The following is a 21671-nucleotide window of genomic DNA, read 5'->3' on the forward strand; positions in this document are numbered from 1 at the left end:
TCATTTTTTTAATCAAAGGCTTCTTCCGTTTTATCTTCAGAGCCTAATTTCCTTAATCCGTAGTAGATAGCAAATGCAAAGGAGAATCCAACCAGCCATGATACATTTGAAACTGCTTGTAATGCTGGAATAAATTGTCCGCTTAAAGAAACAATCAGGGCGATGATCGTTGCGATATAAGCTTGACGGTTTAATCCGCGATACATATTTTTGGAGTTATCTGCTTTCGGATCCATGTACAGCGCATTCAAATCAATGTTTTGTTTTTTGATAAAGAAGTAGTGAGCGATCATTACGCCAGCTACCGGTCCAAGTACCGCACCGATCGAATTCAAGAAGAAGAAGATACTGTCTTGATTTTCCATCAGCTTCCAAGGCATAATCACGAAGCTGATCAAGCTAGCTACAATAACCCCTTTTTTGTAATCGATTCGTTTTGGGAATAAGGCCGAAAGCTGATAAGCAGCCGGAATGATATTCCCTGTCGCATTTGTCGAGATGGTCGTTAATAAGAAAACCGTCATGGCGATGATAACAGCAGGGAGATTGTCCCAACGATCAACGATGTTCAGCACATTCCATTCTTGAATGCCGTAATGAATCGATCCGCCAATCAAAATAGCTACACTAGAAAAAGCAAAGATGACATAAGCAACTAATAGACTGGCCATTTGCCCAACTGTTTGATCCTTGGTCGATTTCGCGTTTTGCGTGAAGTCAGAAACACTGGCTCCCGGTGCCGCCCAAACAGCTAAAACGGAGTTGATGATCATAAAGTAAGCAAAGATCGGATTCATGCTTTGAGTAGCAGAGCTGGTATCGAAGGATAAAATCGGACCAATCCCGCCGGCTGCCCGTAATGCCCAAATCGCCATTCCGCCAAATACGATATAAATCAATGGACTTAAAACAGCGGTAAACTTATTCAGTATGTTGCCTCCGCCAATTCCGATTAAAACATTGATTCCCCAGAAAATCGTGAAAGCAATCAATCCGGGAATCCCAATTCCAAAGAAGCTGGCAGAACCGCCAATCGCTAAAAATCCGGGCCAAACTTTTCCAATTAAGATAAGAAGTGCTAAAGAACCTGTATAGTTTTGTAAGCCGAACCAAGCAATTGCTGCCACACATCCACGAAGAAATCCTGGTAGTTTTGCCCCAACATCTCCGTACGTCGAACGCAAGTGCAGTGCAAATGGAATTCCGTATTTAGAGCCCGCTCGTCCGTTCATCGTCATAAACAGAGCCACAACCAATGCGCTGACAATCAATGCAAACATCACATTGATGGGCGACAAGCCTAAAAATAGAAATCCGCCAACAGCAGTGTAGTTAGGAATGTTATGTACTGATCCCATCCACAGAGTAAAATAATTCTTTGCGCTCATATTGCGTTTTTCAGGTGTCTTCGGCAGCATGTCATCGTTGTACCCACGCTCCTTGTAACGAGCAATTTCTTCCTCGCTAACCTGATAATCTTTGTTCTCCACTATTTCCTCCTCCTTCAACTTTCGTGCTTCGATTAATCATTTTCTAACTACCAAAATTGTAAGCGTTTTTAGAGGTTTCTACATTAGCTGAAGTTACCAAAATGCAAAGTGCTTTTTGTACAACATAGACAATGATAGCTTTCAGGTGCTATCCAATGTCTAAAATAAAGTTTAAAAAGGGCGGCTGCTTTATTTTTATAGACTAAAAAATCAAACAGCCGCCTTCAATTACTTAGACACCATATACCTTCAAAGCCGCCTTCACTGCCTCGCCAACATTCAATTTGGCCCCATGGTAGATCATCGCCGCTTCCAATGCGCCCAGCACCTGAAGAACATTTTCCCGACGGCTGCTGTAGCCCATATTACCGATGCGCCAAACTTTTCCTTTCAAATCGCCAAACGAAGAAGCAATCTCCACACCAAACACCTCCAGCAGCATGTTGCGGATCGCTTCGCCATCATCAGCGCCCTCTGGAATCATGATTGGTGTCACGGTCGGCATTTTGGTCTCCATATTGCCAAAGAAATCCAATCCCATCGCCTTAATACCGGCTACGATGGCTTCATCATTGAGCTTGTGTCTAGCCCAAACATTTTCGATTCCTTCATTTATTATTGCTCGTAAGCCTTCATGCAATGCATAGATCATAGTGGTCGCTTCGGTATGATGGTTGATCCGTTCAGAGTTCCAATAGCGCTGCAGCTGGCTCAAATCCAAATAGTTATTATTGATATGATTTTCGTTGCGATCGACCTTGCTTAGCCCTAACTCTTTTTGATAGCGGCTAGTCAAAACTTTTTCAACCCGATCATTGTAGGTAATCAAGGACATACCGGAAGGCACGCTCACACATTTCTGAGTTCCGCCGATCGCAATGTCGACCTGCCATTCGTCAACAAAAAGCGGCACACCTCCATAGGTCGCTACCATATCGACCACGAAGAAGATTTCTCTTTCACGGCAAGCTGCACCAATCTGATCTAATGCCTGCATTTGCCCATTCGCTGTTTCTCCATGGACCATCGCAACGATTTTTGGTTGGAACTCATCCATCGCCTCAATGATGTCTGCTTGATCAAAAGGACTGGTCCAGTCTTTTTCCAGATATTTGATCTCGGCCTTTGCCCGTTCACAGATTTCTCCTAATAAATAAGCAAAACGCCCGTAAACCGGAATCAAGACTTTATCACCAGGCTCAATCAATGCGATTAATGCAGCCTCTAAACCAGAACGTGATGTTCCGTCAATCGCAAAAGCTTGTTCATTCTTCGTTCCAAATGGTACTTTGATCATTTCCTTAACGTTATCCATAATGGCTAAAAACGCTGGATCAAACTGACCTAGAATGGTCGAACTCATTACTCTTAAAACGTTTGGATGAGCCTCCACAGGTCCTGGTGTCATGATTGTTCGTCTAGGTATTACTAATTCTGAAAACATATATATCCTTCTTTTTCGTTTTTATCGTTTGTTATTTATGCATAATAACCAAAATTATTTAGTTAATATAACCAAATTGACCTTGTATATCTATCAGGCCTTGAATATACTTTGGTCAGGAGGTGCCCTATGAGAACACTGATTGATTTATTAGAACTCCCGCGTTTTTCCGACCTGCTTTTGATGACTGATCCTAATTATGCAAAGCTACCGGTGGACAGTATCGAAATCAGCGAAACGCCGGATATTTCTTTCTATATTCCAGAAAACACATTTCTATTGACCACAGCGATGATCTATCAAGCAGATCAAAGCAAGATCTTTGAATTAATTGATTCATTGCAGGAAAAAAAAGCTGCCGGTCTTGGAATCAAGATTGGACGATACATCGATAAGATCGATGAGCAGGTAATCGACTACGCCAATAAAGTGAAGTTTCCGATCGTCCAGATCCCCCTCTCTATCCCCTTAGGCAGTCTTTTGCACCAAATGCTCAATTTTTTATGGGATAAAAAAACGGAACAATTGAATTACGCTCTAGATATTCAACAACGCTTTTCACATATGCTGGTGAATGATGTAAGCATCGCTCGTTTTATTTCTGATTTTGGCCGTTTGATCAAAACACCGGTTATTTTAGTGGATCCCTACGGACGTGTTTACGCGGCTTCTAAGCATTTTTCAAAAACCTCTAAACCGGCTGAATATTATATTGATCAGCTGACTTTGTCGGATCCAGACTGTGTAACGAAAAAAAATGATTCTACCTTAATCACTGATTTAGACAATAAAACTTTTTTAGTCTCCTACTTTTCGGTTGAGCCGAATCATTATTTTCCACATTATTTAGTGATCTTGAATCCAGAAAAGATTCCTTATCCAGTTTCAAACTTTGCTTTAGAGCAAGCCGCACTCGTTCTATCCTTCATGCTGTACAAGAATCAGAAAGTCCAAGAATCCTTCGATGTTCTAAAGACCGACTTTTTAAGCCGGATGATCGAGATTCAGCAGGCGCCAAATCAGGCACCCCGCGATTGGCTTGATTTAGGAACGACCTACGGATTAGTCAAAGCACGGCATTATCGTGTCGTCTATGCCGCCTGTAAAATGAAGTCCAAGCATCATTCAAAAATCAAGTATCAGGAAGAAGTCAGCCAGCTGAGCTTCAATTGGTTAAGTGATAAATTGGCGCATCATATTAAGGATGTCACACTTTTCAAGGTCAAAGACACGGAGCATTTCGCGATATTGATTCAGCACAAGCAAGAACGGCTTGAGTATATTCTGGCAATGGTCGCGGATGATCTCTCCGATCGATTAGATATCCGGATTCAATTTGGTTTAGGCAATATTTACGATTCGATCGATGATATCGCCAAATCGTTTATCGAAGCCAAAACAGCTTTTGAAGAAATGCAGCAGCTTTCAACAAGCTCACTTATTTACCAATACCAGTCTAAAGGCATGCGCAGCCTTTTTGAGAAAATGGGACCCTCAGACATTACTTATTTTTGCGAGATCACGCTAAAAGACTTGGCCTATCCAAAAGAAGAAGCGCTGATCGAGCTTCGGAAGACCTTGAAATACTATCTTGATTTTCATTGCGAAATTGCTCGGACCGCGAAAGCACTGTTCGTCCATCGCAATACGATCAAATATCGGATCGAACAATGCAACAAGCTGATCGGTAAAAATATTCATGATTCCGGTGTAAGCCTTGATCTGCGGCTAGCATTGGAATTATCTGAGGAAGATAATTTATAAAACACTTTTAGGTACACGAATAATGGGCGTTTTACCCAACTATTCGTGTACCTGCTTTGCCTAATAGCGCCTTATCTGCTTCTTCCAAAGCACAGATGATCGACGTTTTACCTTGACGGGCAAAATGAATCGCCGCCTCGATCTTCGGACCCATGCTGCCGTCAGCAAAATGACCGTCCTCAAAATGTTTTTGAGCCGTTTCTGGCGTAATCGTTTCTAATTTTTCTTGATTTGGCTTGCCATAGTTGATGTAGACATTACTAACATCAGTCAGCATCATGAAGACATCGGCATCGACCTGTTCAGAGAGCTTTTTACCGGTGCGATCTTTGTCAATAACGGCTTCAATTCCGCTTAAATAGCCGTTTTCTTTTCTGGAAACTGGAATTCCGCCACCTCCGCCAGCAACGACGATCGTATTTTGATTCAGCAAATTCACAATCGAATTCACCCCATGAATCGTTAACGGTCGAGGAGATGGAACCACGCGACGATATCCGCGTCCGGCATCCTCCATCATTTTCCAATTACGTTCTTTCTCCATTTTTTCGGCCTCTTCTTTTGAATAAAAGACGCCGATCGGCTTGGTTGGTTTCTTAAAGGCTTCGTCTTCTGCAGATACCTCAACTTGCGTCAACAGGGTAACGACACCGCTCGTCAATCCCTCTTCTTCAATCTTATTCTTGATCGTTTGTTCCATTAAGTAGCCGATAAACCCTTGCGATTCGGCATTGCATACGTCTAAAGGAAACGGCGGTACAATATCTTTTGCTTCCTCATTTTGGCGTAAAATGTTGCCAACCTGCGGACCATTCCCATGGGTCACAACGATTTGATAATCAAGTTTTTCAATTTTTGCGATCATTTCAGCACTAGTTTTGATATTTTCCAGCTGTGCTTCGACTGTTTCTGCTTGACCTGGTTTTAAAATAGCGTTCCCGCCAAGAGCAATAACTACTCGATTTGCCATGTTCATCCTCCTTTTTTTATTGTTACTATGTCTAATTTGCATTAAAAAATTCAAGTGTTCGTGTAAAGCCTGCCAAAAAGTCCGCGCCGGAAGTATGTCCCGTTTCCAACACAGTTTCCACGGCTTTTTCTAATTGCCCATTCGGCTCTATTAAGGCTTTTTGTAGACTCAATACGGATTGATTAAAGCGCTGATTCAAGCTGCACAGCAGATAATGCTTACTGACATCCGTGGTCAAATCATTTACCGCAGTCATTTTGGATCGTAAATAGTTCTGCAGCTTCTGATTATTCCTGTTGACGAGCAGACGCGCAGCTAAATGACCAATGATCATATCATCGCCAGAAGGGGTTAACCCTGGGCCGCGTCCAATTAGAAAATGAAGTGCTTGCCGCTGCAGCGACAGCTGTTCCGAGCACAAATCATCAATTGCTGAAACAAATGGATTCTCACTAGAGAAAATCGCGTTCAGCCCTTCTTGATAACCGGTTTCTTTGGTAATCCTTCTAATACAGCATTCATACTCAGCCCAATTCGATTCGTTGATCCGTTTGGTTCGCTGCTTTTGGAACGTCTGATAATTTTTTCCAGTTAAAAGCAGCTGACTTTTCGCAAATTTCAGTGCTTGATTTTGAATGATCAAACAATCGTCCACGGCGATTTCCGCTGATAATTGTTCAAAGTCAGAGGCTCTCAAATAGATTCCATTCGGAACAACCGTGCTTTGCTCAGCTGCAACAACTGCCAGATGCTGACAGGTTTCGTCTTGAATGTTAAAGCTGCGACCGAATTTACTGTGAACACGCCAGCGGCTTTTCGAAAATGAACGTTTAGCAATTTCTTGATCCATACAACAAGCCTCTATCAGCATCGTTTCCCTCTCCTTACTCGTTAAATCCTAATTTCTTGGCATAAGCTAGAACCGCTTTTTCGAAGCAATCAATCGGCGGTGTCACGGTACCAGCACCGATCTGTCCCTTGCCTGCCTGCTTATTCGCGATTCCCGTATTGATCACTGGTAAAATCCCTGTTTCAACCACTTTTCGCGCGTCGATCCCTAGACAAATCCCTTTGAAATCCCACGTTGGTACTGGAAAATTCGGGTTGCTGTCGATACAAATCTCCGTCATCTCATTACTGGTGTTCAAGGCGTCGTAAAAACCGCCCGAACCAACAAAACGAGTTACTGCCGGAGCAGCAATCATCGCCATGCCGCCCACACCAAAGGTTTCTGTAATCGCACTATCACCCATATCAGGTGAAGCATCGGCTTCGCTGAATCCTGAGAAGTACAAGCCTTTTGGTGTGTTGACTGGACCAGTAAACCATTCGTCGCCCATTCCAGCGATTCTGATACCAAATTCATGACCATTCCGACACATCGCTGTCACGATCGTTCCTTCTTGGATTTTTCTGGCACCATCCATCACCGCTTTAGCCGAGGCCATCATGACGTTTAAGAAAAATTGATCGGTGTCAGCTAAGAATTGGATGACTTCTTGCTTCTCTTTCTCGAATCCTTCTAAAGAAACAATCGCGGGAGCGACTTCCTTTAAAAACGCCAGTGATGCCGCAATATTCCGTTGATGGAATTCGTCCCCCATCGAGATCGCCTTTGCAACTAAGACATTGACATTCAAGCCGTTTTCCATTGTTCTTAAAGCAGCGCTCAAAACAGGTCTCAACGTATTCTTCATCCAGTGCAAACGCTGGATTACTTCATCTGAATAAGCACCGAATCGTAACACTGCACCGATTCCTTCATTCATCGTGCAATACGCGCGATTACCGTCTGTTTTGTTTTCTACTACTAATACCGCCATATTGGCAGAAGTAATACCGCCCATTGGACCAACCGCATCTACATGGTGGCAGGGGATCAACGTCACTTCACCAGAGGCTAACTGTTGACGCACCTCTTCCTCTGTTTCGCCCCAGCCTTCAAACAGCGCTGCACCAACGCAGGCACCTTGGATCGGATCAATCATTTGATCGTAACGGATCGGCGGCCCGGCATGTAATAAGACTTTGCCTTCATTTAATTCAGTGATCACCGTCTTCGCAGGTACTACATCTAATAGGAAAGGAGAACCGGCTACAATTTTTGCGGCGACCGCTTGGTTTGCTTCATCAATTGTTTTATACACTTTTCATTCTCCTCCTAATTCAATTCCGCTTGATTTAAAAACTGTAAGGCTTTTTGTAACGTGATATTGCCGCCCGCAACCGGCTGCCAGTCAAATTGAATAGCTTTGCCGTTATGACTTGTGATGGCGTCAGAAAAGCTGCGTAAGCCAATATTGATGAAGGCATCATTCGTAAGTAGGCGCATCATCTCTTTGGATGGCGTTATTTCCGTTTTGTCGCTAGCTTTTTTCGGTAATACTTTTCTTTCAGGCAGTGTCAACGGATGCCCTAGCATCAGCAACGCCAGCTTAACCGCTTGGGCATTACTATTGCATAGAACAGCTCCAGCTTCTTCCAGAATCTTCGTCTGCTCGTCCATATTTTGCGGATCTTCTTCCGTACCGACAATTGTGGCAATGACAACCAGCTCTCGGCCTTCAGAAGCGGCTTTTTCCTTAATTGCTTTGATTGTTGGCGTTAACTCTTTCGCCATATTTTCATGAGAGCCGTAGCCTAAAACGTCATCCAGCAAAATCACTGCCGTCGTTGCTTCATCCGCTGCTTGCGCCAGCATTTCTTGGCGTTTGCTCGGATCGATCATTGGATGCGGCTTGCCCTGTGTATAAATATCGTCGCCCAGATCAATAATTTCATGAACGCCGTCTTTTAGAATGAACCCATCTTCTGTTTTCTGATCATCCTTCAACCCGAGGGCCCGTTTCATTAACATTGCGGCTTCATAGGCTAAGGTTCCACCGGAATAAAGCCCCTTGATCCCGGTTTGCTCTGAGGTGAATTGATACCCCGGGTCCTCCAGCTCGGCATTCTTTTCGATTACGTCCTCGCCTTTCATTAATTGAACAGCAATCTCCGCCGCTTCCTCTAAGGTGTAGGCTCTATATAGATTTTCCTCGTGATCTGTGGGTTCTTCACCAAGGAAAATCGTCACGACTGGTTTTGAAGAACTTCTTAATAGATCCAGCACTTCGTCACGAACACTTGGTGCCGGTGGTTTGGAGATCACGACAATGACTTTTGTGTCAGGATCATTTTCCAATGTTGCGACACTATCCTTCAATGTGATTCCGCCAACTTCGGCTTTTAAATCACGTCCGCCGGTCCCAATGGCGTTGGTTACGCCGCCGCCTAATTTATGAATCAAAGTTGTGACTTCTTGAATCCCTGTGCCAGATGCCCCAACAACTCCGATACTGCCTTTGCGAACCGCATTGGTAAAGGCTACGGGGATTCCATTAATGATTCCTGTTCCACAGTCCGGCCCCATTAACAGCAGCCCTTTTTCATGAGCCATTTGCTTCAAACGAACTTCATCTTCCAACGCTATGTTGTCGCTAAAACAGAAAACATGCTTGCCTTCATTAAGTGCATGCTCAATTTCTAATGCCGCATGTGTTCCGGGAATTGAAAAGACGGCAACATGGGCATCTTCACCAAGCTCCAACGCTTTATCCCAGGTTTTCACCGTTTCTGTCCCTTTGTCATTGCCGCCCTTGCTTTGTTCGGCTAAAAATTCATCAATATTGTGCAAGACGTCTTGAATCAGCTTCTCATCCTGGTCTGCAATTTCTAAAACGATCGCCATGTCATTAGAGGAAGCATCCTCCAGTTCTGGTGTGTACAGACCGCCTGTTTTAAAAATATCCTTATTGGCGGGCGTGCCCATCATCACGGAAGCCTTTTCCACTCCTTTTAGCGTATTTAAACGATTCGTTAGCAGCATCAATACGATCGAATCTTGATAACTATTTTTTTGAATAATCGTGTGTAACACGTGATTCCCTCACTTTCTGTTAGTTAGTCGCAAAACTTCCAGTTTCTCCATATTGATTAAAATGGATCGTATCGCTTTCCAAATAGTCTAGTACTTGTTTAGCAACAGGAATTCCCGCAGCCATATACTGGTCGTATTTGACTTGATTGGTTTCTCCTGGATAATAGACTTGATTAAAACCAGCTGCTGGAGCAATCTCATGCAATTCTTCAATCATGGTTTCTATACTGTGCTTAAAGCTTCGCAGATCGGTAAAGCGTCTAGGATCAATCAAGATAAAGAGTTGACCAAGATTTCTTTTTTCCGTTAGATCGCTGTACATAGAAGAAACATTTTTCCCGAAAGGAAGCCCTAGTAACATGCCGGACAAGATATCTACCATCATCATTAAGCCAAACCCTTTAGGCCCCGCCATTGGCAGCAGTCCATTGACCTCATGGGGATTCGTTGTTGGCTGACCTTCATTATCGACCGCCCAAGTATCGGGAATCGCTTGATTTTTTGAACGAGCATCAAGAATTTTCCCCCATGCTTGAACCGTCGTTGCCATATCAAAAACAACCGGTGAGCCAAATTCTCTAGGAGCCGCAAATGCGATTGGATTGGTGCCAAAATAATTTTCTGAGCCGCCAAATGGAACAACCATCGGATCGGACTGGCACATCGAGATGGCAATCAGATTTTCTTCCGCAGCCCGCTTTACATAATAGGAAAGTGCTCCGCAGTGACTGATTCGTTTGACACCAACAATCGCTGCTCCAGATTCCTTTGCTTGATCGATCGCGTATTCTAAAGCTTGAAGTGCAACGTATTGCCCGACCCCATTATCACCATGAACGATTCCAGTACTTGCACCCGTCCGTTCAAAAGAAATCTGGGGATCAATAGTCACTCCGCCTTTTGCGATCCGTTCTGCATAATAATCTACCCGCACCGCACCATGTGAATGGATACCACACGCATCCGCAAAAACTAAATGCTCCGCCACTGTATCTGCCTGCTCTTCTTTTAAACCTGCCCGCGTCAATTTATCTTGAATCAACTCATGTAATCTTGCTGGTTGAATAGTCATTGTTTCTTCCATCGTACAAACTACTTCCTTTATCTAAATTTCAGGATCGCGATTACAGTCTTTTGAGTAGACGTATTTTAGCGGCTCTCCCCGTCCAGCTGCGTAGGCTGCTTGTTGAACATACGCGCTCATAAAGATGTAATCCCCTTTTTCCACTGGCAGCCAATCATTATCCAAATTGTACATACCCTTTCCAGAAAGCAGATAGGCACCATGCTCCTGATAATGAGTCTCGATATAGCCATGGCTGGCTCCCGGCTCAAAGGATAAGATATGGAAATTCATATCGAAGCCCAAGTCCTTAGGTAAAAAGTCCCAAAGCAGCACATCCTTCATACCTTCATACTCAATCGGCTCCATCTCATTGGCATTGCCGACGACTTTATATGCACTGTGACCTTCTAATGGTTGATAACGTTTTTTATATAAGAAGAATTCTGTATCTTCCTCTTGTGCATTGGCTAAAAACATCTTTTCTCCTGCCGGCAAATAAACATATCCGCCAGAGATTACGGTGTGGCTTTCCTTGCTGTCGCTTACCTCCAACTTGCCATCGATCACGTAGACTAATGTTTCGATGCCTTCTCCACCGAAGCCTAATTCATTTTTGCCATCCTTATGAAAAGTCATGATGTAGTCCACAAAGCTTGCTCCAAGTTTCTTCGATCCTAAGATTGAACAGTCGCAATTTTCAAATCCTGGTATCACGTTGTTGACCAAGCCATCATGGGGAAGGACTGCATAATTGTTTTTCTTGATGACTGCTCTCGATTCTAATAAGCCGTCAAGATAGCCGATGTTATTATTTTTGTAACCCATTTTTTCTCCTCTTTCCTACTCTTTGTACGCCAATTCATAAAGCGCTTGTGCCAGTACTTCTACTCCGGCAGTCAAATCCGCTAAGTCAGTCGCTTCTGCTGGATTGTGGCTGATCCCCTTGATACTCGGCACAAAAATCATGGCACTCGGATAATGGGGTGCGATGACTTGTGAGTCATGACCCGCTCCGCTATGCATCACTTTGTATTTCATTTCTTTGGTTTTCGCCGCTTGTTCGACGATACCAACGACGTCCTTGTCCATTGGAACGGACGTTTCATCCATCCAAAGATCGATTTCCAAAGCCAATCCAAGCTCGTCAGCTACTTCCTTCATGTAATCTTCCGCTTCTTTTGTGAAACGATTCAATTCATTCGCATCCGTATGGCGACAATCCATCGTGAACAACACTTCGCCCGGAACAACATTGACGGTATTTGGCTTTGGTTCGACCTTGCCAAAAGTAACCACTAACGGGTCGCCCTTCGTGAACGCACGATCAATAATTCCTGAACAAATTTTGGAAAATCCGTAGACCGCATCGTGTCGATAGCCCATCGGAGTCGTCCCGGCATGGTTGGCCTCACCCTTTAGAACGAAGGTGTAGCGCTTCTGACCAGCGATATTGTTCACAACACCAATTTGTAATTTTTCATTTTCTAACACATTTCCTTGTTCAATATGAATCTCAACAAATGCTTTGATATCCTCGCGTCTTGCTTTTGCTTTATCAGCGAAATCAAAGCCTTGGCGGCGCATTTCATCAACAAATTTCAAGCCTTCAGAATCTGCAATATCTTCGACTTGTTCTTTGGAGGCTTCGCAGACGAAGTTTTTACTACCCCAAAAAACTGTCGGGAAACGACTTCCTTCTTCTTCGGCCATCGAAATGACTTCTAACGAACGCAAAGGTTTGCCATAGGTTTCCAATAATTGCTGAACGGCAAGATAGGCTGCCATTACGCCAAATTGCCCATCTAACGTACCACCGTTAACAACGGTATCGATATGGGACCCAGATAGGATTGTTTCCTCAGGATATTTTGTTCCTGTCGCACGACCGAATAAATTTCCAATTTCATCAAATGAAGTCTCCAGCCCGATCTCCTGCATTTTTCCTTCAACAAATTTTTGAGCCGCTAGCCAAGAATCAGAATAGAGCAGCCGCGTCATCCCGCCTGTTGGATCACTGCCTATCTGGGACAATGCGTTAATATTATTATCTAGACGATTTTTTAAAGTCATTCCATGAACCTCCCTTTATTGATTAAACTTATTGTAAGCGGTAATACTGTGAACTTCATTGTTCATAAGTAACAAAAATCGATATCTATTTGTGCTAAAGCACTGTGAATTCCCTTTAAATGATTTTCTATAATGAGATAGAAAGAAGGGATCATATGAGTAAACAGGTATTTGTTTATAAAACTTGGGATCAGATTTCTTTAAAAACATCTTTTTTTCCTAGTTTGGTGACTAATTCAAAAAAAGCGACAATTCTTTATTTGCACGGCGGCGGCTTCTTCTTTGGTGATCGGGATGATTTGCCAGAGCCTTATCTAAATAGCTTTCTTGAAAATGGGTTTAATGTTCTGACTTTTGACTATCCTTTTGCCCCTGAAACGCCATTAACCGAAATCATCCAATTTTTAGAAGAAGCAATTAGCTGGTATTTAAAGAATTATCAAACAGAATTAAACCTTTCGAGACCAGACTTCTATCTGTTTGGGCGATCGGCTGGCGGCTACTTAGCGTCTATCTTGACGACCAATAATTATGAACAACAGCTTGGTCTAATCCGCTTTTATGGATATCATCACTTTGAACATCCAGATTTTACTTTGCCTAGCTCCTTTTATCATCGTTTTCCAAAAGTCCCGCCTCATGCAGCTCAGCAATTCATTCAAGATCAGTCCGTTATTAACGGCACTTTAGAGGACAGGTTTCCTATTTATCTTTCTGCTCGCCAATATGGAAATTGGCTGAATTATTTAGGAACAATCTCGGATGAACTAACGGTCAATTCTGAGCAACTGAAACAGTTTCCTCCTGCGTTTATCGTTCACTGTACGAAAGATCCAGATGTGCCAGTAGCAGCATCACGACAATTATCTGAAGCAGTTGAACAGTCCACATTTCTTGAACTCGACTCGAATGAACACGATTTTGATCGAACGAAAAATCCAATAGCCGACAATGTTTATCAGAAGATGATTTGTTGGCTGATTAAGCAAGATTACTAGTCCTAAAAAGAAAGCTCCGATTTTACTATACAATAGTAGAATCGAAGCTTTTATTCATTTTATTTAGAGATTTTCCTATTCTGCAAATTTATTCTTGTGATCATAGCGATCGTAATGAATATCATCACTGACTAAGTATTCATAAATATCATCAACGATTTCGATGCCCTTCTCTTCATAGTTTTTCTCACGCATTCTGCCCCGCTCACCAGGATAATTCACTTCTTTGAATCCAGCACTTGGCGCGACAGCTTTTAACTCATCTAGCATCGTGGAAATTGTTTGTTTAAAAGTATCTAAACCAACGAAGAATTCTGGATTGATCACAATGTGTAATTGCCCCAATTCTCTTCCTTTTGACAGATCATGGTACATTGATGAAACGTGTTTTCCGAATGGCACACCCAGTAACACGCCAGATAAAACATCCACCATCATCATTAAGCCGTAACCTTTTGCTCCGGCAATTGGTACTAAAGCATTTACTTTTGTCGAATCTGTCGTAGGATTGCCCTGCTCATCAACCGCCCAAGTATCCGGAATCGATTCTTTGCGGGAACGAGCATGCAAAATTTTCCCCCAAGCCTGAACAGTCGTTGCCATATCGAAAGTAATGATTCGCTCATCGTTGCTTGGCGCCGCAAAAGCAATCGGATTCGTACCGAAAAATGGCTCGCTGCCGCCAAAGGGCACGACCATCGGATCTGATTGACAAACCGATACTGCGACCATATCTTTTTCCGCCGCTCTTTCTACATAGTAAGCCAAAGCACCGCTATGTGAGATATTTCTGATACCGACGACTGCTACGCCAGTTTCTTTCGCAATCTCGATGGCATGATCCATCGCTTTTTCCGCCGCAACGAAGCCTGATCCATTATCTCCTTCGAACATCCCGCAGCTTGGTCCGGTTTGCGAAAAATTAAATTGTGGATCCTGAGTGATCCCACCCTTTGCAATCCGTTCTGAATAGTACTCTACACGCATCGCGCCGTGCGAGTGAATCCCTCTAGCATCGGCAAAAGTCAACACATCACTGACGATTTCCGCCTGCTCCTCTGAAAGGCCCGCTTTGTTAATTTTATTTTTGATTAGTTGATGCAATTCCTTCTTTGTTAATCTCATCTTTTTCACCTTTTCCTTTTAATTTTAGATTTTTCCGAACATACTTTTTCATTCATATCGTAAGCGTTTTTTACCAGCTAGACACTGTTCAGAATGCACAAAAAATAATAAGGATTTGTTGATTTCGTACGCGATTAGATTGTTTAACACCCTCCATAGAATGAAAAAAGGAAAACACCGTCAGATGCTTTCCTTCTTTCATTGATAGAACCTAACAAATTTCTTCGGGGGAACACTATATAAAACTAAAGTGCTGATTATTGAGTACAAAGCTGTGAACTACAGCCTTGTTTTTCACTCCTATTTCAAGAGTCAATATCTTCTGTTAATATCTTAACTTATTTAATTCTGTTTTTAAAATATTTTACTAATAATATTCAAATTTGCATTATTTGCGTTGTTGTTTGACAAACCAACGCCAGAATGCTACATATAATTATTATATTAGCGTTATAATTAATATTTGATATTTTTTTATTTTTTTGAGCACCACCAGAAGACACTCTATAAATTTCATTATTCTTTATGGCATTTAATTCATTGAAGTAACAATTTTTCCAATGTTCAAGAAAATTACCTCCTTCCCATTTCTTATAATTATGAGCTAAAGAATACGCCTCTTTATAAACGAAAATCTATTCCTCTGTTTTATGAAAATTTCTTCATCATAAAACAATTGACCTCCGTTAAAAAGCCAACTACTCTTAACTATAAGAGGTCATTCTAATAGATGGGGAGAAGACAATGAAAATACCCGTGATTCTGATTGTTGAAGACGAAGAAAGCTTAATCAGCTTTATCGCTGAAGAACTCAAATATGAACATTATGAAGTTCTGATTGCCATGGATGGACAGGAAGCATTGGAGTTGTTTGATGCAAACGAAGAAAAGATCAGTCTGCTTTTGTTGGACTGGATGCTGCCGAAAGTGGATGGATTAACCGTTGCGCGTAAGATTCGTCGCCGCAGTCAAGTACCGATCCTGATGATGACTGCCAGAGATCAGGTAGTGGATAAAGTCTCGGGGCTTGATGCCGGCGTTGACGATTATCTCACCAAGCCCTTTGATATCGAAGAATTGTTGGCGCGTATTCGAGTGATTCTGCGCCGCGAGGAACGGATACAGGCAATGCAAAGCGAACCGATTATCAGTCAATATCAAGATTTAGTCATGGATGTAGTGAAACGGACTGTGACACGGGATGGGCAGGATATTATGCTGACACAGAAGGAATTTGATCTGCTCTATGAATTGATGAAAAAACCTGAGGAAGTGTTTACTCGCGATGAGCTGCTGAACACAGTCTGGGGCTATGATTATATCGGTCAAACGAATACGGTCGATGTCTTTGTCCGAGCATTACGCAATAAATTAGACGATGAACAGCATCCCCGCTTGATTCAAACAGTGCGGGGTGTTGGCTATATCTTGAGGATAGCCGATGAAAAATAGAAAAGAACAAGGAAAAACGTTGCAGTATCAGCTGATCACCCGCTTCAGCATCATTATGTTAGGATTAGTCTTGCTAGTGAATATTTTGATCCTCAGTGTCACCGCGCTGCAGCTCTATGAGTCCAGTAGAAAAGAAACCGAGGCAATTGAGGACGCGCTGTCTCAGGTAGAAACACAGACCAACCAAGAGTGGAAAAATACCCTGCAGCTTTACATTGCCGCAGATGATCCCAGATATTATATCCGGGTTTCGCTGCAAAAAAGCAATACGGTTTATTCCAGCGAGGCCTATCAGCTCTATGACAACTTTCAAGGTTTGAAGCAGCTGCCTTTCCTGTCAGATATTTTATGGGATGAGAACACGCCCTATTTCTTTAAACAATTTCAGGTGAAAGACACCAGCGTGGCAGTGCTCACCAGTATGGAGGATAATTTCGAGATACTCACCACCCTTTTTCTGTGGACTTTAGGGATATCCTTACTGATACTGCTGCTGGGAATCTTTTTCATCGCTCGATTTGCTAAAAAAATCAGTGCGCCGCTAGTCAAGATGAATCACGAGGTCCAGAATTTGTCGCAACAGCCGAAAATAGATGAAAAGCTATCCGAGCCAAGCTCACCACAGGAAGCCAGCAATCTTGCCAAGTCCTTCAACCGCCTCCTCCATCAGCAGGAGCAGTCGATGCAGCGAGAACGGCAATTTATTTCAGACGCTTCTCACGAGTTAAAGACACCATTGGCGGCGATTCGCGGACATGTTAATCTCATCAAGCGGCGCGTCAGTGAACATCCCGAGGTATTGGAAAAGTCGCTACCGTTTATCGATAAGGAATCGCAACGAATGGAGCTGCTGACCAATCAGCTGCTGATTCTGGATCGCGAGAAGCAGCCTGGAGATGTGCAGGAAATTTTGCTGGCACCAATGATCCGTTCTACTCTTGAAGAATATGCATCACTGATGACGCAGGAGTTGAGATTGGAATTAGATGAAACAGCCAGCCTAATGGGCAATCATGAGCAATTTTATCAAATCATTCGGAACTTGATTGAAAACGCTGTGAAGTATGCACCAGCAGATGGAGAGATCAGTATCACTCTCACTTCCGATGAAAAGAGAATCAGCTTACAAGTTGCCAATACCGGCGTAAGCATAACCGATAACGAAAAGGAAAAGATCTTCGAACGATTTTACCGCGTCGATCGTTCCCGCTCCAGCAAGATTCCCGGGACCGGCATTGGTCTAGCGATCGTGAAACAGCTGACGGAACTTTATCATGGCAGCATTTCAGTTACTGACCATCAACCAAGCGGCTTATGCTTTACTCTGGAGTTTCCTCGCTAAGATGAAGAAATCTTCATGAAGCCTTCATCTCGTCTTGTTTTTCTAGCTTCCTCCACCCGCTATACTATGAGTATAGAAAGAAACAAGAAAGGAAGATAACAATGAAAAAAAGAGGATTACTTCTATTAATTACTAGTGCGGCATTACTACTTTTCGCCGGCTGTAGCGATAACGACGCGCAACTAGAGAGCGGCAATCAACAGGAGGAAAGCAGTCAGAGCATCACACAAGAGAATAGCTCGACACAGTCAAGCAGTTCTACCAATATAAGCGCACAAAACAGTTCAAACACAGCAAGCAAACAGCTGTCTTTGAACGAGATTATCGCTCTTTACCAAAAGAATAAACCAAATACGGATATCACTGATATTGACATTGAGTCTCGGATGAACACGCTCATCTATGAAGTCAAAGGAATGGATGGCAGCAAGGAATACAAGCTCATCTTCTCTGAGACTGGTGAGCTCCAACGTCAAAATGAAGAAAAGCTGGATGAGGATGAACGAAACGAAAATAAACGAAACAACGAAAAACTCGATTTAAAAAATCTTCTTTCATTAGACAAAATTAATTCTATCGCCAAAAAAGAAGTCGACGGCAACATCGTAGAATGGTCGTTGGAAAGAGAACTATCTAAAACCTACTGGGAAGTGAAAGTCGAGAAAAACGGGCAACAAACCGATATTTCCATCGATGCGCAGTCGGGGAATGTCTTGGAAGTTGAAGTAGACGATTAAAACAAAAGTGGTTCTCAACATACAAATACGTTGAGAACCACTTTTTTACCTATTCGCTTCATTTCGATAAACCAAGCCCAAACCTTTCAAAAAGTTCCGTATATATTTGTCCCCACAAGGTTTGAAATTTCGATGCCCTTCTTTTCGCAGGATCGCTCCCAGCTCACCCTTCGAAGGATAGACACCTGCTTCAGAAAAAATCGCCAGCAGATCATCACTCGTTAAAAACAAGGCGATCTTCAGTTTCTTCAAAAAAACATTATTGATGTACTTGATTTCCTTTGATTTTGGCTGTTCTGCTTCACCGCTTTGATTCTTTTGCGGCCCTCGCTTAAGGAGGATAAAGCCATTTAAAAAAGCATCCAATATTTGATTGTTGATTGGCTTCAGATAAATATTGTTTTCTGTTGGTTCGGTTTCCTTCGCTTTTGTCAGCATTTCTCGCACTTCTTCTCGTGTGACGGTGACCCCGCCCAGCTCAAACGCCTTAACCAAATCCGTATCCTTAATATCAACGGCATATCTTAAACGCAGTAAAAGATCATTGTTCGTCATTAAAATCCTCCATAGTCTATTCCTCTAGCAAGTTTTCTCTGAAATCATCTCGTAAAACCAGTAAATGCTCCTCAGAAAAATTCTGAGACAAGCGGTAGCCGACAAAATACGGCGATACGATAAAACGAGGCGTCAATTTGACAATGTACTTTCCTTCCTTTTCAAATAGAAAGAAGTTATAGCTTTCGCAACGCCCATGATGATAGTGATGCAATATGTAGTTGACGGTCTTTTGCACATAATCCGCCAAATCATTGATCGCTTCCGGTGCATGCTTGTCCACCAGAATATTGATCTCCAAAAAGCCCATCACTGGCATCGTAGAAAAATTGATCGTCACACTCTTTTCTGCTAAAACCGTGATGCCTGCAAAATTTTCAGCATCGATTTGACTTTCTCCATCAAATTCGGTTAGTCCCACGATCTGCATATGAGGATGCTTCAAGCTCCCGCCCGATAATGGGCCATGATTTTTATAAAAGAGCACTGATTCAAATTGAGGATCATTTTTCATTTGTCCCCAACAATCGAAGGCAAAGTGGAATAACCTGCGATTTTCCTCTTTTGAATAAGTGGTAATATCTCCATTATGATCATCGCTCTCGATAATAATTGTTTGAAAGGTATCCTGCAACGTTTGATATTTGTTGCGGACCCAGAACATGTTTTGTTCACTTCTCAGAATATTTTCTTCTTCTGCATAGTCGCAAAACGGACAACCGGCTTTTTCAGAACCTAGATGCTGAGGTTTTCCGTTAGCCGCAAGCGGCAGAAAAATTAAGGCGTCTTTGTTGGCATTTTTCATTGATAAGCAACTCCCATCAAAATGATCTTCAATAGTCATAAGATCGTTCCAATTCCTAAAAAACTATTCTATCCAATAGTACCATTCTTTTTAACTAAAAATGATACCAAAATCCGCTTAAAACGATATACATTTAAAATGATCCTCATTCATGGGCAGCCTTATTTGGCCTTCGCAGTTCTATTAACGCAAAAAAGCTCAGGAATTGAGTCGTTCCTGAGCCGCTTTGAGCCATCTATCTAATTGCCATATCGGCCATTATCACTGAACACGAAAAACACTAATAAACCAGCACCAACCAGCGCACAAGCAGCACCAAGGAATGGAACAATCTTTCCCATCTCTGTTACTGTCATCAGAATAGCACCGCCTACAAATAAAAAACCTGCCGCAAGTAGATTCTTCATAATAGCCTCCTATTATCTGAACACTTCCCACCATCGAATTTATTCTTATCGGTCTTTTCTATATAACTGATTGTACCTGACCACGTTGTCTGGAAACAATAATAATGCCTGTAAACGTTAGAATAATCGCCAATCAGTCGACTGATTATACTTAACGATAGCTCTTTTTATTGCGATATTTTTAATAAATCCAGTGTACAGCTTTTATTGATCATGCTCCGCATGCCATTTATCAATGGCTTCTTTCCGGTCTTTGAACCGCTTCTCATTTCCTTGCGTCGTAGGAAAATAATACTGATGCCCTTCCAGTGAAGGCGGCATCGTCTTCATTGTAGTCAGTTTATCTTCAGTATAATGGGCATATTGATAATCCTCGCCGTACTTCAAATCCTTCATCAATTTAGTAGGCGCATTTCGGATCACCAATGGAACAGGTTCGTTCATGGTTTCGTAAACATCTTTTTTCGCCATTTGATAAGCAGCATCCACCGCATTAGATTTGGGCGCCAAGGATAAATAAATCACCGCTTGAGTTAAATGAACATTACACTCCGGGAGCCCAATGAACTGACAGGATTGAAAGACTGTGTTGGCAAGTTCCAACGCACGAATATCCGCCAAACCAATATCTTCACTCGCAAAACGTACCAACCGTCTGGCAATAAATAACGGATCTTCGCCAGACTCCACCATTCGAGCCAGCCAGTAAATCGCCGCATCAACATCACTGTTACGCATCGATTTATGCAAAGCAGAGATAATATTGTAGTGTTCTTCGCCTTTTTTGTCGTAAAGAAACGATTTTCTTTCAATTAAATCCAGCAGCTTATCCTCTTTAAGCGTGACCGTGTCCGCCTGCTTTTCGCCATTGAGAACCGCCATCTCCAAAGTATTCAAAGCCACTCTGGCATCGCCATTGGCATACTTTGCGATGGAATCCAGCACTTGATTGTCCATCTTAATTTTAAGCTTTGGAAATCCTCTTGGACTATCGATCGCCTGCTTCAGCAGCTGCAAAATATCATCGCTCTCCAATTGGTTCAAGACGAAGACCTTACTTCTGGAAAGCAACGCCGAATTGATCTCAAAAGACGGATTCTCCGTTGTTGCACCAATCAGAATAATGCTGCCATTTTCAACATAAGGCAGAAACGCATCCTGCTGAGCCTTATTAAAGCGATGGATTTCATCCACAAAGACAATCGTTTTCGTGCCGAAAGTCCGGTTGTGCTCCGCATCCTTCATCACCCTCTTTATTTCTTTAATCCCACTCGTTACCGCACTAAAATTAATAAATTCTGATTTTGTCTGATTCGCAATAATACGCGCCAGCGTCGTCTTGCCAACACCGGGAGGACCCCAAAAAATCATCGACGAAACACGGTCATTTTCAATGATTTCTCGCAACAACTTCCCTCTACCTAGCAAGTGCTTCTGACCCACAAATTCTTCAAGATTCTCTGGTCGAACCCGCGTTGCCAACGGTTCACTATCTTCTCTGGATTTTTCAAAAATAGAACCTTGCTT

At 42.6% G+C, this 21671-nt stretch carries 19 protein-coding genes; 5 read left to right on the forward strand and 14 right to left on the reverse strand.

The genetic code is table 11. From position 1 onward, the window contains the following. Nucleotides 1-8: 8 nt before the first annotated feature. Together allW and AC4J95_RS08050 are read right to left on the reverse strand one after the other, a co-directional pair. Nucleotides 9-1490 carry an allantoin permease gene (gene allW / locus AC4J95_RS08045; protein ID WP_494549420.1) on the reverse strand — a complete coding sequence of 494 codons (1482 nt, stop codon included), beginning with the start codon at nucleotides 1488-1490 and terminating at the stop codon, nucleotides 9-11. Between the two features lie 232 nt (nucleotides 1491-1722). Beyond that, entirely contained in the window at nucleotides 1723-2934 is a 1212-nt protein-coding gene (locus tag AC4J95_RS08050; protein ID WP_494549421.1) for a pyridoxal-phosphate-dependent aminotransferase family protein, read from the reverse strand. Nucleotides 2935-3063: 129 nt separating this feature from the next. Here AC4J95_RS08050 and AC4J95_RS08055 point away from each other — a divergent pair, with 129 nt between their 5' ends. Continuing rightward, entirely contained in the window at nucleotides 3064-4698 is a 1635-nt protein-coding gene (locus AC4J95_RS08055; protein ID WP_494549422.1) for a PucR family transcriptional regulator, read from the forward strand. Nucleotides 4699-4729: 31 nt separating this feature from the next. On the opposite strand, the gene arcC is transcribed toward AC4J95_RS08055, so the two are convergent. The 7 genes from arcC to allC are packed head-to-tail and all read right to left on the reverse strand — an operon-like array spanning nucleotide 4730 to nucleotide 12723. After that, entirely contained in the window at nucleotides 4730-5668 is a 939-nt protein-coding gene (arcC, locus tag AC4J95_RS08060; RefSeq protein WP_494549423.1) for a carbamate kinase, read from the reverse strand. A 31-nt stretch (nucleotides 5669-5699) separates the two neighbouring features. Continuing rightward, the gene (locus AC4J95_RS08065; RefSeq protein ID WP_494549424.1) at nucleotides 5700-6518 is read right to left on the reverse strand and encodes an oxamate carbamoyltransferase subunit AllH family protein; all 819 of its coding nucleotides are present in this window, start codon (nucleotides 6516-6518) and stop codon (nucleotides 5700-5702) included. A gap of 34 nt (nucleotides 6519-6552) precedes the next feature. Further along, nucleotides 6553-7815: a YlbE family protein gene (locus AC4J95_RS08070; RefSeq protein ID WP_494549425.1), complete on the reverse strand. Its 1263-nt coding sequence runs from the start codon at nucleotides 7813-7815 to the stop codon at nucleotides 6553-6555. Between the two features lie 14 nt (nucleotides 7816-7829). Next, on the reverse strand, nucleotides 7830-9587 hold the full coding sequence (gene fdrA, locus AC4J95_RS08075) for an acyl-CoA synthetase FdrA (protein WP_494549426.1): 1758 nt from the start codon (nucleotides 9585-9587) through the stop codon (nucleotides 7830-7832). 19 nt (nucleotides 9588-9606) lie between these two features. Further along, entirely contained in the window at nucleotides 9607-10671 is a 1065-nt protein-coding gene (allD, locus tag AC4J95_RS08080; protein WP_494549427.1) for an ureidoglycolate dehydrogenase, read from the reverse strand. A 21-nt stretch (nucleotides 10672-10692) separates the two neighbouring features. Next, on the reverse strand, nucleotides 10693-11478 hold the full coding sequence (gene allE, locus AC4J95_RS08085) for a (S)-ureidoglycine aminohydrolase (RefSeq protein ID WP_494549428.1): 786 nt from the start codon (nucleotides 11476-11478) through the stop codon (nucleotides 10693-10695). Nucleotides 11479-11493: 15 nt separating this feature from the next. Continuing rightward, nucleotides 11494-12723: an allantoate deiminase gene (gene allC / locus AC4J95_RS08090; RefSeq protein WP_494549429.1), complete on the reverse strand. Its 1230-nt coding sequence runs from the start codon at nucleotides 12721-12723 to the stop codon at nucleotides 11494-11496. 155 nt (nucleotides 12724-12878) lie between these two features. On the opposite strand from allC, the gene AC4J95_RS08095 reads away from it, so the two are divergent. Beyond that, nucleotides 12879-13721, forward strand: a complete 843-nt coding sequence (locus tag AC4J95_RS08095) for an alpha/beta hydrolase fold domain-containing protein (protein WP_494549430.1) — start codon at nucleotides 12879-12881, stop codon at nucleotides 13719-13721. A gap of 75 nt (nucleotides 13722-13796) precedes the next feature. Here the strand turns inward: AC4J95_RS08095 and allD (AC4J95_RS08100) are convergent, their stop codons facing one another. Next, complete coding sequence (gene allD, locus AC4J95_RS08100; RefSeq protein ID WP_494549431.1) at nucleotides 13797-14846, reverse strand: ureidoglycolate dehydrogenase; 1050 nt, start codon at nucleotides 14844-14846, stop codon at nucleotides 13797-13799. Nucleotides 14847-15590: 744 nt separating this feature from the next. On the opposite strand from allD (AC4J95_RS08100), the gene AC4J95_RS08105 reads away from it, so the two are divergent. The 3 genes from AC4J95_RS08105 to AC4J95_RS08115 all read left to right on the forward strand — a co-directional run bounded on the left by AC4J95_RS08105 (nucleotide 15591) and on the right by AC4J95_RS08115 (nucleotide 18377). Further along, nucleotides 15591-16298 carry a response regulator transcription factor gene (locus tag AC4J95_RS08105; protein ID WP_494549432.1) on the forward strand — a complete coding sequence of 236 codons (708 nt, stop codon included), beginning with the start codon at nucleotides 15591-15593 and terminating at the stop codon, nucleotides 16296-16298. Next, entirely contained in the window at nucleotides 16288-17640 is a 1353-nt protein-coding gene (locus AC4J95_RS08110; protein WP_494549433.1) for a sensor histidine kinase, read from the forward strand. The genes AC4J95_RS08105 and AC4J95_RS08110 overlap by 11 nt, the downstream gene beginning before the upstream one ends. Nucleotides 17641-17741: 101 nt before the next feature. Next, nucleotides 17742-18377, forward strand: coding sequence for a PepSY domain-containing protein (locus AC4J95_RS08115; protein WP_494549434.1), 636 nt, complete (start codon nucleotides 17742-17744; stop codon nucleotides 18375-18377). A gap of 45 nt (nucleotides 18378-18422) precedes the next feature. Here the strand turns inward: AC4J95_RS08115 and AC4J95_RS08120 are convergent, their stop codons facing one another. The 4 genes from AC4J95_RS08120 to AC4J95_RS08135 form a co-directional block, all read right to left on the reverse strand. Beyond that, complete coding sequence (locus AC4J95_RS08120) at nucleotides 18423-18932, reverse strand: YehS family protein (RefSeq protein ID WP_494549435.1); 510 nt, start codon at nucleotides 18930-18932, stop codon at nucleotides 18423-18425. A 16-nt stretch (nucleotides 18933-18948) separates the two neighbouring features. Continuing rightward, a complete protein-coding gene (locus tag AC4J95_RS08125; RefSeq protein ID WP_494549436.1) occupies nucleotides 18949-19776 on the reverse strand; it encodes a DUF4931 domain-containing protein in 828 nt (275 codons plus the stop codon). A gap of 200 nt (nucleotides 19777-19976) precedes the next feature. Next, a complete protein-coding gene (locus AC4J95_RS08130; protein WP_494549437.1) occupies nucleotides 19977-20144 on the reverse strand; it encodes a hypothetical protein in 168 nt (55 codons plus the stop codon). Nucleotides 20145-20348: 204 nt separating this feature from the next. Continuing rightward, nucleotides 20349-21671 (reverse strand): replication-associated recombination protein A (locus tag AC4J95_RS08135; RefSeq protein ID WP_494549438.1); only part of this gene is annotated, 1323 nt, incomplete at its 5' end.

This window comes from Enterococcus sp. GPZ-007, from assembly GCF_059374735.1.